The organism is Streptomyces lacaronensis (assembly GCF_047337785.1).
Lineage (GTDB): Bacteria > Actinomycetota > Actinomycetes > Streptomycetales > Streptomycetaceae > Streptomyces > Streptomyces lycopersici.
The window spans coordinates 1,963,786-1,977,340 of the sequence record NZ_JBLHDK010000003.1 but is presented as its reverse complement, the minus strand read 5'-3'; the positions used below and the strand labels follow the sequence as shown (position 1 = coordinate 1,977,340).

Sequence of the window (13,555 nt, the reverse complement as noted above, 5' to 3'; positions counted from 1 at the left end):
ATCAGACCCTGGCTGCCGCTGCTCGCCGCACTGCTCATGGTCCTCGGGCTGAGCTCGGCGACGGCGACGGCGGCCTACGGCCAGGACGACACCCGGCAGGCCGTCCAGCAGACCCTCACCTGGACCGCGGGTGACGACATCACCAAGTACGCCTCGGCGCCCACCACCGCGGTCGCCGGGAAGACCACCATCGTCTTCGAGAACAGCACGGCCACCGGCAACACCATGGGGATGCCGCACACCCTGACCTTCGATGTCTCCGACCCCGAGTACAACAACGACGTCCCACTGAACATCCTCGCCAACCCCTCGGACGACAGCGGCGGCAAGCACACCGCCGAGGTCACCCTCAGCCCCGGCCGCTACCGCTACCACTGCACCATCCCCGGCCACGGCCAGATGCAGGGCATCCTGGTGGTCACCGACGGCGGCGGGGGCGAGGACACCACCGCGCCCGAGGCCTCGGCGAAGGTCGAGGGCGAGAAGAACACGGACGGCGCGTACATCGGGATGGCCACCGTCTCGGTGTCCGCCACCGACGAGGGCTCCGGTGTGGACCGGATCGAATTCGCCGAAGGAGACGGGGCGTTCCAGCCGTACACCGCCCCGGTGATGGTCCACCAGGTCGGGCAGCACACCATCCGCTACCGGGCCGTGGACAAGGCGGGGAACGTGTCGGAGGTGAAGTCGGTGGACTTCACCGTGGTGGCGCCGCCGACGGACGACTCCACACCGCCGGAGACCTCGGCCACCGTCTCCGGTGAGAGGGACCCGTCCGGCGCGTACATCGGCATGGCCACCGTGACCGTCACCGCCTCCGACACCGGCTCCGGGGTCAACCGGATCGACTACGCCCTGGGCCAGGGGGAGTTCCAGCCCTACACGGGTCCGGTGATGGTCCACGACGCGGGCGCGCACACCGTGCGCTTCCGGGCGGCGGACAAGGCGGGGAATGTGTCGGAGGTGAAGTCGGTGGACTTCACGGTGGTGGTACCGCCGGCCGAGGACACCATCCCCCCGGTGACCTCCGCGCAGGTCGACGGCGTGAAGAACTCCGACGGCGGCTATGTGGGCAGCGCCAAGGTCACGCTCACCGCCGCGGACGACGACTCCGGGGTGGAGAAGGTCGAGTACTCCCTGGACAGCGGCCCGTACCTCGCCTACACCACCCCCGTGGTGGTGGACCGGGTGGGCCGTCACACCGTGGCGTACCGCGCCACCGACAAGGCGGGCAACACCTCCGAGGCCCGCCAGATCGCCTTCACCGTGGCCGAGGGCGGCGGGGTGCCCGCACCCGCGTGTCCGGAGTGGGACGAGCGCCTCACGGTGATCGTCGGCACGGTGGACACCGGCGTCCCCAACCGCATCACCCGCAGCCGCTGCACCATCAATGAGCTGATCGAGGACGAGAAGGACTGGTCCTCCCACGCCCTCTTCCTCAAGCACGTCACCGCCGTCACCGACAAGCTGCTCGCCGACGGCGTCATCGACCAGCGCGAGTACCGGGCGATCAACAAGGCGGCCAAGCAGTCCGGAATCGGCAAGCCCGGTCAGGACGAGGGCTACCGCCCGCTGTTCGACGGCACCAAGAAGTCGTTGGACAAGTGGCAGCACGTGGGCGGCGGGGCCTTCGGTCTCAATGACGACGGCAGCATCACCAGCAGCACCTCGGTCGAGGGCATGGGCATGCTGTGGTTCCCGCAGCGGACCTATGACGACTTCTCGCTGAAGCTCCAGTTCCGTGATGACGCGCCCGGGACGGGCAATGCCAACGGAGGTGTCTTCGTGCGCTTCCCGTACGTCCATGACCATCCCGAGGAGTCCCGCCCGGAGTGGGTCGCCATCAAGTACGGGCACGAGGTGCAGATCCTCGACCGCCCGGACGGCGATATGTACAAGACCGGATCGATCTACGGTTTCGACCGGGTCGGTCTGGCCGGGGCGGGGGTCACCCCCAAGGGCAGCTGGAACGACTATGAGATCCGGGTGGTCGGTCAGCACTTCTCGATCTACCGCAACGGTGTGCTGCTCAATGAGTTCGACAACACCGGTGGCCAGGAGTTCACTCCGCCGCGCTCGGACGACCCCGGCACGGACGGCCGTCGGTACTCCTCCGGCTATATCGGTCTCCAGGTCCACAGCACCGATGATGTGATCTCGTACCGCGACATCCGCATCAAGGAGCTGTAGGAACCGCCGCGTACGGCATGAGGAACGGCGCGAGGGTGAGTGGCCGCCGGAGCACCCCAGTCCCCGGCGGCCACGGACCATGGGCCACGGGCCACGGGCCCTGACGTTACCTCAGGTAACACTCATCGGTAACCCCTGTGCTCCGGACCTGCCAAACCCCCCGCTCCCGGCTTGCGGGAGCGGGGGTTTGACGTACCGTCAGTAGGTTGGAGCGGTCAGGACGCCAGGGTGTCCAGAATTCCCTGGCCGTACTTCACCAGCTTGTTCTCGCCGACCCCGCTCACCGTGCCGAGCTCCTCGAGCGTGGCCGGGGCACGGGTCGCGATCTCGCGCAGGGTGGCGTCGTGGAAGACCACATACGCGGGGACGCCCTGCTCCTTCGCGGTCGCCGCCCGCCAGGCGCGCAGCCGCTCGAAGACCGGCACGGCCTCCTCCGGCAGATCCACCGGGGCCTTCTTGGCCTTCCCCGAGGCCCCCGTCTTCGCCTTCGCGGTGCGCGACGCCTTCTCCGGCTCGCGCCGCAGCCTGACCTCGCGCTGCCGGTTCAGCACCTCCGCGCTCGCGTCGGTGAGCACCAGCGTGCCGTAGTCCCCCTCGACGCCGAGCACGCCCTGGGCCAGCAACTGCCGTACCACCCCGCGCCATTCGGCCTCGCGCAGCTCGGTCCCGATGCCGAACACCGACAGCGCGTCATGGTCGAACTGGATGACCTTGGCCGTCTTCTTGCCGAGCAGGATGTCGATGATCTGCCCCGCGCCGAACTTCTGGTTGCGCTCCCGCTTGAGCCGCACCACCGTGGACAGCAGCTTCTGCGCCGGGATGGTGCCGTCCCAGGACTCCGGGGGCGTGAGGCAGGTGTCGCAGTTGCCGCAGGGGGTGGACTGCTGGCCGAAGTACGCCAGCAGGCCCACCCGGCGGCACTCCACCGTCTCGCACAGCGCCAGCATCGCGTCGAGATGGGCGCCGAGGCGGCGCCGATGGGTGTCGTCGCCCTCGGAGGTGTCGATCATCTTCCGCTGCTGGATCACGTCCTGGAGCCCGTACGCCAGCCATGCGGTGGAGGGCTGTCCATCACGCCCGGCCCGGCCCGTCTCCTGGTAGTAGCCCTCCACCGACTTGGGCAGGTCCAGATGGGCCACGAACCGCACATCGGGCTTGTCGATCCCCATGCCGAACGCGATCGTGGCCACGACGACCAGACCGTCCTCGCGCAGGAAGCGCGCCTGGTGCTCGGCGCGGGTCCGCGCGTCCAGCCCCGCGTGGTACGGCACCGCGTCGATGCCCTCGGCCACCAGGAACTCGGCCGTCTTCTCCACCGAGGAGCGGGACAGGCAGTACACGATCCCCGCCTCGCCCGGGTGCTCGGTGCGCAACAGCTCCAGCAGCTGCTTCTTCGGCTCGTTCTTGGGGGCGATCCGGTACTGGATGTTCGGGCGGTCGAAGCTGGCCACGAAGTGCAGCGCGTCCTGGAGCTTCAGCCGGGACGCGATCTCCGTGTGGGTGGCTTCGGTGGCGGTCGCGGTCAGCGCGATCCGGGGCACGGTGGGCCAGCGCTCGTGCAGCTCGGACAGGGCCAGATAGTCGGGCCGGAAATCGTGCCCCCACTGTGCCACGCAGTGCGCCTCGTCGATGGCGAACAGCGAGACCTGGCCCCGGTCCAGCAGCCGCAGCGTGTGCTCGACCCGCAGCCGCTCCGGGGCGAGATAGAGCAGATCCAGCTCGCCCGCGAGGAACTCGGCCTCGACCATCCGCCGCTCGTCCAGGTCCTGGGTGGAGTTGAGGAACCCGGCCCGCACCCCGAGGTTCCGCAGCGCGTCGACCTGGTCCTGCATCAGTGCGATCAGGGGGGAGACGACGACGCCGACGCCCTTCCGCACCAGCGCCGGGATCTGGTAGCACAGCGATTTGCCACCGCCGGTCGGCATGAGGACGAGCGCGTCACCACCGGCCACCACATGGTCGATGATCTCCTGCTGCCCTCCCCGGAACGAGTCGTAACCGAAGACGCGGTGCAGAACGCCGAGCGCCTCGCTCGTCTCGGGGCCGGGCGCGTCGCTCATATCGGGGCCGGTACCGGTGTCGGGGTCGGTGTCGGGGAGAGCCATCCGGCGATTCTAGGGTGCCGGGAGGTACTCGCGGTGACCGCCTGTGGACAACCGGCCGGATAGGAGAAGGTGGGTGGGCACAGTGGCCGATGAGGCGGCGACATGCCATGCTCATGCCCACTTGCCCCGTCCATCCTTCCCCCACGAGGAGGCCGATCGTGAGATCCAGCAAGTTCGTACGTGCCTTACCCGCCGCGGTGACAGCGGTGCTCGCCCTGACGGCCGGACAGGCCGTGGCCGCCCCCGCCTCCGCCGCCCCGGCGGAGCACACCGCCGCCGCGCGGACGGTGACGTACGACGCCAGCGGGGCCGCCGAGTTCAAGGACGCCGTGGCCAAGGGCGCGGCGATCTGGAACGAGAGCGTGGTCAACGTCCAGCTGAAGCCGGCCACGTCCGGGCAGCGAGCCAACGTCCGCATCATCGCGGACAACGGCTGGCCCCGCACCCTCTCGACCGGTCTGGGCAGCGGCACGATCTACTTCGGCCGCGAGGCCGTCGACGAGGGCTACAACACGGTGCGGATCTCCTCACACGAGCTCGGCCATATCCTCGGTCTGCCGGACATGAAGCCGGGGCCGTGCTCGAGCCTGATGTCCGGCTCCACCGCCGGGGTCTCCTGCACCAACCCCAACCCGAACGCCGCCGAGAAGGCCGAGGTCGAGGACAGCTTCGGCCTCGTGGGCGCGGGCGCGACGGCCGCCGCGACGCCGCGGATGTACCGGGACTGACCCGAGCGGGCCGGGACTGACCCGACGCATCGGGACCGAGCGGGCCGGGAGCCAGGCTCCCGGCCCGCTCAGCCCGTCACCCTCACCGTCCCCGCCACCGTGGTGGTGTGCCGTCAGACGGTGATCACTTCGGTGTCGGGCAGCGCCCGGAACGGGCCGAGCTGGTCATCGGTGGCGCCGCTGTCGGTGACCAGCGTCCACGGCCGGTCCAGCGGGGCCCAGGCGGTGAACGGGGACTGGCCCAGCTTGCTGCTGTCGGCCAGGACGTACACCTCCTTGCCGCGGTCGGCCATCATCTCCTTGAGTGAGGTCTGCTGGAGGCTCGCCTCGCAGATCCCCAGCCGCGCGTCCAGCCCGTCGGCGCCGAGGAACACCTTGTCGGCAGTCAGCCGGGACAGGGTCAGCTCGGCGAGCGGCCCGACGAAGCCCTGGCTGACATGGCGCAGGGTCCCGGCGAGGCTGAGCAGCTCTATGCCGTCCGCCTCGGCCAGCTCGCGCAGCGCGGTGAGCCCGCAGGTGATCACGGTCAGATCGCCGCGGGCGCGCAGATGGTGGGCGAGCCGTCCGGTGGTGGTGCCGGCGTCGAGGATGACGGTGTCGCCCGGTCCGATCCGCGCGGCCGCCCAGCGCCCTATGCGGTCCTTTTCGGCGACCGCGAGTCCGCTGCGCTGCCCCAGGGTGGGCTCGGCGGTGTGACCCGCGCTCATCGCGCCGCCGTAGGTGCGGGCGATGGCGCCCTGTTCGGTGAGGAGCGCGAGATCCCGGCGGATGGTGGAGGGCGTCACCTCCAGCGATCGGGCCAGCTCCTCCACGACGACCGTGCCATCGGTCTGGATCATCCGGGCGATCAGTTCCCGGCGGTCCACGGCGCGCAGCCGCCCGCGCTCCTCCGCCCCGACCTCCTGACGCATCGCGGCCCCCATCCTTCCGTAACTCTGCGCGACTCTGCGCAGCCCTGAGCAACCCTATCAGTCTGCGCGTTTCGCGCTGTTTCGTCGCGGACGCGGGGGAGGCTCTTGCGTGTTACGTGCAACCATGCGAGCGTGCCGCTCACAACACGCATGGAGCGAAGAGGCCGCGCAACTCGCCGAACAGAACTGGCCGAAGGAGAGAAGCTGACAGCATGAACACTTCCCCCGCCGACTTCGCGGACCGGCTGCGCGCCCGCAGGCGGATCATCGGCTACTGGGTCGTCCTCGACAATCCCGTCGGCACCGAGCGCCTGGCCGGGCTGGGCTACGACTACATCTGCGTCGACGCCCAGCACGGCCTCCTCGACTACAAGGGCACACTCGGCGCGATGACCGCCATCGACGCCCGTGGCACCGCCGCCGGTATGGTGCGCGTCCCGGGCAACGACGGCTTCTGGATCGGCCAGGCCCTCGACGCCGGCGCCCGCGGGGTGATCGTCCCACTGGTCAACACCGCCGAGGAGGCGGCCGCCGCGGTGAGCCACTGCCGCTACCCCCCGCTCGGGGTGCGCTCCTACGGCCCGATGCGCTCGGGTCTGCGCGTCGGCCCCGCCCCGGCCGAGTCCAACCGGCAAGTGGCCTGCGTCGTGATGATCGAGACGGCCCGGGGGCTGGCCAACACCGCGGAGATCTGCGCCACGGACGGGCTCGACGGCGTCTACATCGGCCCCTCCGACCTCACCATCGCGCTCGGCGGCCGTACTTCGACGGACACCTCGGTGGCGGAGAAGTTCGAGGCGGCGCTGGCGAAGGTCGCCGAGGAGGCGCGGACCGCGGGCATCGCCGCCGGTATCCACTGCCCCGACGGGGCCACCGCCGCCAAGCGCCTGGCCCAGGGCTTCACCTTCGCCACGGTCAGCAGCGACCTGGCCCACCTGGAGCAGGCGGCGGCCGCGCATCTGCGCGACGCGACCGGCTGAGCGCACCCTCCCGGCGCCGTCCCGGGTCAGCTCTCCACACGCAGCGGCGGGTCCGTCAGACCCCGGGCCCTCGGCAGCAGCACCGTCCGCAGGGCGACCGAAGGGGACAGCAGCCGGGACGGGCCCGCCGCCAGATACGTGACATCGCGGAACGCCGCGCCCACCACCGGGTCGATCGCCGCCCGGTCCGCCAGCCGCCCGACGTACCAGCTCCGCAGCCGCTCGGCCGCCCCCGGCGGCGTGGCGTCCGCGTCCGTGGCGTACGGGCGGTCCGCGCCGACGGCGGTCAGCCAGGCGGTGTCGCTCGCCCGGGCCACCGCGCGCTGCGCCGCGGCCGCGAAACCGGGCCGCAGGCCCCCCTCGGCCAGGCAGCCGCGCAGGGCCAGCCCGCTGAGGGCGGCCACCGCCATGCCCTGACCGTAGATCGGGTTGAAGGTGCAGGCGGCGTCCGAGACCGCGAGGAACCCCTCGGGCACCCCGCCCGGGGCGTCGTAGTGGCGGCGGCGGTTGGAGGTGTCGCGGAACCCGTACGGCGGGGACACCGGCTCACAGGTCAGCAGGTGCTCGTACAGCGCGGGCTCGCCCAGGGACTTGACGAAGCCGGGCACCTCCGAGCTCTCGGTCGGCGGATGGTGCCCGCGCACCCCGCCCAGCGTCAGCAGCCAGGTGCCGCCCTCGACCGGGGACCAGGCCGCACCGCGCGGACAGTCCGGGCGCGGCTGGATGACCATCACCATGTCCAGCGGCTCGGCGGGCCGGAACTCTTGCGTGCAGTAGCCGATCCCGGCGTCGACGACCTCCTCGCGCGGTACCGGAGCGCCCAGCTCCGCCAGCCACCTGGGGGCGCGCGAGCCGCGCCCCGAGGCGTCGACGACCAGATCGGCGGGTAACTCCCGCTCGGCGCGCCCGGCGTCCCGCGCCCGCACCCGTACGCCGGTGACCCGGTCCGCGCCGCCGAGCAGCCCGACGGCCTCGGTGCCCTGGAGCACCTCCACCCGGGTCCCGGATCCCTCGGCCTCGGCGAGCACCCGCGCCCGTACGGTGGCGTCGAACAGCGCCCGGGTGCAGCTGGTGGTGGCGTGTCTGCCCTCGTGGAAGCGGCGCTGCCAGCCGTTGCCGCCCTTGGTGATCACATCGCGCGGCGCCTCCAGGCGGTGCGCGCCCGCCGCCTCCAACTCGCCGTTCAGCCCGGGGAACAGCCGCTCCAGGGCCCGCCGCCCGCCACTGAGGAAGACATGCAGATGGCGGCCCTGGGGCACGCCCTTGCGGAAGGCGGGCCGGTCCGGGTAGCGGTCGCGCTCCACCAGGGTGACCGTGTCGACGTGGCCGAGGAGCGCGCCCGCCGCCAGCGTGCCCGCGAGACCCCCGCCCACCACCACGGCGTCGCCCTTGCCCATTTGCCCGCACCTCCCGCCGACCGTGATCGATAACGGCCCAAGCCTGGTACCCCGGGCTTGGGCCGTCAACCACACACGGTTACGGGACGACCACGATCTTCCGGCCCACTCCCGCCTTGAACTGGTCGAGCGCCTCGGGGTACTCCTCCAGCGGCATCCGGTGGCTGATGAAGATCTTCGGGTCCAGCACCCCGCTCGCGAACAGCCCGGCGGCACGCTCATAGCTGTGCAGCACGGCCATCGAGCCGGTGATGGTGATCTCCTGGTTGTAGATCTTGTACGGCTCGATGGTGGCCCGCGTCGCGTAGTCGGAGACACCGAACTGCAGGAATGTTCCGGCTTTGGCCACCCGGCCCAGGCCGTCCTGAATGGCGGCCTGGTTGCCGGTGGCGTCGATGACCACGTCCCAGCCCCGCGGCTGGTCCAGCTCGTCCGCCGAGGCGGCGGACCGGGAGCAGCCGAGGGTGGTGGCGGTGGACAGCCGCTCGGAGTTGACATCGAGCATGTCCACACTGGTGGCGCCGGTCCGCTTGGCCAGCTCCAGCATCATCAGCCCCATGGTGCCGGAGCCGTAGATGAGCACCTCGGCGCCCAGGTTGCCGTTGAGCACGTCATAGCCGCGCACCGCGCAGGACAGCGGCTCGATCAGGGCCGCGTCGGCCACGTCCACCTGCTCGGGCAGCTTGACGCAGTTGGCCACCGGGGCCACCGCGAACTCGGCGGCCCCGCCGGGGACGCTGACCCCGATCGCGTTCCAGTTGTCGCACAGATTGCCCCGGCCGATCCGGCAGTAGCGGCACTCATGGCAGTGCAGGGAGGGGTCCACGGCGACCCGGTCGCCCACCGCCACCTCGGTGACATCGCTGCCCAGACCGACGACCTCACCGGCGAACTCATGCCCGGGGACGATCGGCAGCGTGGGCGCGAACTCCCCTTGCAGGATGTGCAGATCGGTGCCGCACAGCCCGCAGGCCGCCACATCCACCACGACCTCACGGGGACCCGGGGTGGGGTCCGCGACAGTGGCGACGGTGACCTTCCCGGGCGCTTCGATGACTGCGGCCCTCATTTGACTGCTCCTAGCGACAGGCCCTGGACCAGTTTGTCCTGGGCGGCGAAACCGGCGGCGAGCACCGGCAGGGAAATGACCATCGACGCGGCGCACACCTTGGCCAGGAACAGCCCCTGGCTGGTCACGAAGGTGGTCAGGAACGCCGGGGCGGTCTGGGCGACCACACCGGTGAGCACTTGGGCGAAGAGCATCTCGTTCCAGCTGAAGATGAAACAGATCAGCGAGGTGGCGGCGATGCCCGGACCCGCGATCGGGGCCACGACCCGCCACAGGATGGTGGGCAGCCGGGCCCCGTCCATCTGGGCGGCCTCGATGATCGACACCGGGATGTCGGCCAGGAAGGACTGCATCATCCACACCGCGATCGGCAGGTTCATCGAGGTGTAGAGGATGACCAGCAGCCAGACGTTGTCCAGGAAGCTGATGTTCCTGGCGAACAGGAACACCGGCAGCAGTCCGGCCACCACCGGCAGCATCTTCGTGGACAGGAAGAAGAACATCACATCCGTCCACTTGCGCACCGGCCGGATCGACAGCGCGAACGCCGCCGGAAGCGCCAGCAGCAGCACGAAGCAGGTGGAGAAGAGGGATGTGCCCACGGAGTTGAGCAGCGCGGGCCAGGGGCTCGCCCCGCCGCCCACACCGAAGAAGTCCTTGTACCCGTCGAGGGTCAGCGGAGCGGCCAGCGACGGCGGGTTGGTGGCGGCGTCGGCCTCGGAGTGGAACGAGGTCAACAGCATCCACAGCACGGGCAGTACGAAGACGATGCCGACGAACCAGGCCAGCACGCCGAGCGCGGCACCGCGCCGCTTGGCCCGGCGGGTGGCTTCCGGAACGGAGGTGATGGGCACCGGGGTGCTCACGGCGGTCATGCGCGGGACGCCTCCTCACGGAAGAGGGACGACACCACGCGCAGCGCGAAGGTGGCGATGATGATCGTGCCGATCACCACCACGACTCCCGCCGCCGATGCCAGCCCGTACTCGTGGGCGTTGTAGAAGGTTTCGTAGATGGTGTAGGGGAGGTTCGCGGTGTCCAGGCCACCGCGGGTCATGGTGAAGACGGCGTCGAAGTTCTGCACGATGTAGATGGACCCCAGCAGGGTGCCGAGCTCCAGATAGCGGCGCAGATGCGGAAGCGTCAGAAAGCGGAAGATCTGCCAGTTGCCGGCCCCGTCCAGCCGGGCCGCCTCGACCATGTCCAGCGGCTTGCTCTGGAGCCCGGCCAGCAGGATGAGCATCATGAACGGCGTCCACTGCCAGATCAGCGACGCCTCCACCGCGATCAGCGGCGTATCGGTGAGCCACTCCGGCTGGGGCCCGCCCAGCCAGTTGAGCACGCCGTTGAACAGGCCGTACTCGGGGTTGTACAGCGCGTGCTTCCACAGCAGCGCCGAGGCCACCGGCACCAGCAGGAACGGCGCGATGAGCATGGTGCGGACCAGGCCCCGGCCGCGGAACTTGCGGTCCAGCAGCAGCGCCAGCAGCAGCCCCAGCACCACACTGACGATCACCACGGAGGCGGTCAGCAGCACGGTGGTGACGATGGACTCGCGCAGCGACTCGTCGCTGAGCACCGTCTTGTAGTTCTCCAGCCCCGCGAACGCACGGCGGTCGGGCCGGAAGGAGTTCCAGTCGAAGAGCGAGATCACCAGCGTGGCCACGAACGGGAGCTGGGTGACCACGATCAGGAAGATCAGCGCGGGCAGCAGCGGTGCCCGGGTGGCCCACTCCCGGGCCCGGTTCCGGGTCGCCGTGGGGCGCCCCGCGGAGGTGGGGGCCGCGCTCGGTGGCCGCTGGCCACTCACGGGTACTGCCGTCGTCGGATTACTCATCGGTACTCCTCGCCGACCTTCTCGGCCAGCTTCTGCGAATTCTTCAATGCCGTCTCGACGGACTGCTTTCCGGCGATGGCGGCGCTGATCTCCTGGGCGACCTTGGTGCCGAGGTCGGCGAATTCGGGGATGTCGACGAACTGGATGCCGATGGTCGGCCGCGGCTGCACTCCCGGATCACGCGGTTTGGCACTGAGGATCGCCTTACGGGTCTCCTCGGAGAAGCTGCCGGCGGTCTCGCGGTACTCCGGAGTGGTGTAGGTGGACGACCGCTTTCCCGCGGGCACATTGGCCCAGCCGAAGGTCTTGCCGACCAGGGACTCGTACTTCTTGCTGGATGCCCAGGAGATGAACTTCCACGCGTTGTCGGGGTGGCGCGATGCCTTCTGGACGCCCCACGCCCAGGTGTAGAGCCAGCCCGAGCTCCGGGTCTTCACCACCGGTGCCTGGACATATCCGATCTTGCCCTTGACCGGGGACTTGCTCGCCTCCAGCGACCCGGCGGCCGAGGTGGCGTCGTACCACATGGCGCTCTTGCCCTGGGTGAGGTTGTTCAGGCATTCGGCGAAGCCCGACTGGGCCGCTCCGGCCTCACCGTGCTTGCGCACCAGGTCGACATAGAACTTGGTCGCCTTGGTGAATTCCGGCGAGTCCAGCTTCGCCTTCCAGTCCTTGGTGAACCAGGTGCCGCCGAAGGTGTTGACCACCGTGGTCAGCGGGGCCATCAGCTCACCCCAGCCGGGCAGTCCGCGCAGACAGATGCCGTTCATCCCCTTGCGGGAGCCGTCCACCTTGGCCGCGATGTCCGCGACCTGCTGCCAGGTGGGCCGCTCGGGCATCTTCAGATGCTTCTCGGCGAGGACGTCCTTGCGGTACATCAGGAACGACGACTCACCGTAGAAGGGCTCGGCGTAGAGCTTGCCGTCCTCGGCGGTCAGCGACTGCCGCATCGAGGGGAGGACGTCCTTCTGGTCGAATGCCTTGTCCTTGGCGGCGTAGCCGTCGAGCGGCATCAGCCAGCCGTTCTTCGCGTAGAACGGCACTTCGAAATTGCTGATGGTGGCCACGTCGTACTGGCGCGCCTGATTGGCGAAGTCCTGACTGATCTTGTCGCGGACCTCGTTCTCGGGCATCATCGTGAAATCGACCCTGATGCCCGTTTCCTTGGTGAAATACTTCTTGGTGAGCTTTTGCAGGTCCACCATCTGCGGGTTGTTCACCATCAGGACGCGGATGGTCTTGTCGCCTGAGCTGCCGCCCCCCATACCGGCGCAACCGGTCAGGAGCGCGCCCGCGGTCAGGGCCACCACCGGTATCCGGGCAGCACGAAGAGTCAGGACTGGCATAACGGGTCCAATCGAAGGGACGTGGGGAAGGAAAAACAGCGAGGGAAGGGCGTCAGACCCTGACGATCTGAGGGCCCAGCAGCGAATAGCGGTGTGCCTCGGTCAGCGGTAGACCCGTGTCGGTCACGATCGTTTCGAAGTCCGAGACATCTGCGAACCGGCAGAAGCTGACGGCTCCGAATTTGGTGTGCACCCCGGAGAAGATCTTCCGCCGGGACACCCGCACCACCTGCGCCTTGACCTCGCTGACCGCCGGATCCGGGGTGGTCAGGCCGTACTGGCGGGAGATGCCGTTGGCGCCGATGAACGCCAGGTCGATGACGAAGCCCGAGAGCATATGCGTCGCCCAGTGGTCGACGGTGGCCATCGTGCCCCCGCGCACCCGTCCGCCGAGGAGCAGCACGGTGGTGTTGTCACGGGTGGCGAGGCCGGTGGCGGTCGTGAGGGAAGCGGTGATCACGGTGAGCGGCCGGTCCCTGGGCAGGGCCTCCGCGATCAGCTGCGGGGTGAACCCCTCGTCGATGAAGACCGTCTCGGCATCGCCCAGCAGATCGGCCGCCGCGGTCGCGATCCGCGACTTCTCCGGTACGTGCATGGTGGTGCGGAAGGCGAGGGTGGTCTCGAAACCGGCGCTCTCCACGGGGTAGGCGCCGCCATGGGTGCGCCGCACCAGTCCGTGCTGTTCCAGGACTCGCAGGTCGCGACGGACCGTCTCCTTGGACACCCCGAGGTCGGCGGCGAGCTTGCCGACGTCGACGACGCCGGCACGGCGAGCCGTGTCGAGGATCTCCCGACGGCGTTCCTCCGCGTCCACGCCGCACCTCCTGCCTAGGTCTTTCGGCTTGCGTGGCAGTTTTACAAGCGTGCAACAGGGGAAGCCAGTCTTGGCACCACAGAGATCGTGACCGTATGCGCCCGTTTTACAACCGTTATAAGAGCAGGTCATGGCGGATGAGGCAACGGACCGTGAGGAACCCGGATGCCTGATTGTC

At 69.5% G+C, this 13,555-nt stretch carries 11 protein-coding genes; 3 read left to right on the top strand and 8 right to left on the bottom strand.

The features are described from left to right. Positions 1–36 precede the first annotated feature (36 nt). Positions 37–2,190, top strand: coding sequence for an OmpL47-type beta-barrel domain-containing protein (locus ACMTAK_RS08610; RefSeq protein WP_413812829.1), 2,154 nt, complete (start codon positions 37–39; stop codon positions 2,188–2,190). 215 nt (positions 2,191–2,405) lie between these two features. Here the strand turns inward: ACMTAK_RS08610 and recQ are convergent, their stop codons facing one another. Then, on the bottom strand, positions 2,406–4,295 hold the full coding sequence (gene recQ / locus ACMTAK_RS08605) for a DNA helicase RecQ (protein ID WP_413805636.1): 1,890 nt from the start codon (positions 4,293–4,295) through the stop codon (positions 2,406–2,408). Positions 4,296–4,453: 158 nt separating this feature from the next. Between recQ and ACMTAK_RS08600 the strand changes: the two genes are divergently transcribed. Further along, positions 4,454–5,023 carry a snapalysin family zinc-dependent metalloprotease gene (locus ACMTAK_RS08600; protein WP_413805635.1) on the top strand — a complete coding sequence of 190 codons (570 nt, stop codon included), beginning with the start codon at positions 4,454–4,456 and terminating at the stop codon, positions 5,021–5,023. A gap of 113 nt (positions 5,024–5,136) precedes the next feature. Here ACMTAK_RS08600 and ACMTAK_RS08595 read toward each other — a convergent pair whose 3' ends face one another. Continuing rightward, the gene (locus tag ACMTAK_RS08595) at positions 5,137–5,934 is read right to left on the bottom strand and encodes a DeoR/GlpR family DNA-binding transcription regulator (protein ID WP_413805634.1); all 798 of its coding nucleotides are present in this window, start codon (positions 5,932–5,934) and stop codon (positions 5,137–5,139) included. A gap of 212 nt (positions 5,935–6,146) precedes the next feature. On the opposite strand from ACMTAK_RS08595, the gene ACMTAK_RS08590 reads away from it, so the two are divergent. Further along, positions 6,147–6,914, top strand: coding sequence for an HpcH/HpaI aldolase family protein (locus ACMTAK_RS08590; protein WP_413805633.1), 768 nt, complete (start codon positions 6,147–6,149; stop codon positions 6,912–6,914). A 26-nt stretch (positions 6,915–6,940) separates the two neighbouring features. Here the strand turns inward: ACMTAK_RS08590 and ACMTAK_RS08585 are convergent, their stop codons facing one another. The 6 genes from ACMTAK_RS08585 to ACMTAK_RS08560 form a co-directional block, all read right to left on the bottom strand. Next, positions 6,941–8,311 (bottom strand): NAD(P)/FAD-dependent oxidoreductase, encoded by a 1,371-nt coding sequence (locus ACMTAK_RS08585; RefSeq protein ID WP_413805632.1) that lies wholly within the window; start codon positions 8,309–8,311, stop codon positions 6,941–6,943. 79 nt (positions 8,312–8,390) lie between these two features. Continuing rightward, positions 8,391–9,380: a zinc-dependent alcohol dehydrogenase family protein gene (locus ACMTAK_RS08580; protein WP_413805631.1), complete on the bottom strand. Its 990-nt coding sequence runs from the start codon at positions 9,378–9,380 to the stop codon at positions 8,391–8,393. Next, complete coding sequence (locus tag ACMTAK_RS08575) at positions 9,377–10,255, bottom strand: carbohydrate ABC transporter permease (RefSeq protein WP_413805630.1); 879 nt, start codon at positions 10,253–10,255, stop codon at positions 9,377–9,379. Before ACMTAK_RS08575 ends, ACMTAK_RS08580 begins: the two co-directional genes overlap by 4 nt. Continuing rightward, entirely contained in the window at positions 10,252–11,217 is a 966-nt protein-coding gene (locus ACMTAK_RS08570; RefSeq protein ID WP_413805629.1) for a carbohydrate ABC transporter permease, read from the bottom strand. Before ACMTAK_RS08570 ends, ACMTAK_RS08575 begins: the two co-directional genes overlap by 4 nt. After that, positions 11,214–12,563 (bottom strand): ABC transporter substrate-binding protein, encoded by a 1,350-nt coding sequence (locus tag ACMTAK_RS08565; protein WP_413805628.1) that lies wholly within the window; start codon positions 12,561–12,563, stop codon positions 11,214–11,216. The genes ACMTAK_RS08570 and ACMTAK_RS08565 overlap by 4 nt, the downstream gene beginning before the upstream one ends. Positions 12,564–12,615: 52 nt before the next feature. Then, a complete protein-coding gene (locus ACMTAK_RS08560; RefSeq protein ID WP_020866433.1) occupies positions 12,616–13,377 on the bottom strand; it encodes a DeoR/GlpR family DNA-binding transcription regulator in 762 nt (253 codons plus the stop codon). Positions 13,378–13,555: the final 178 nt, after the last annotated feature.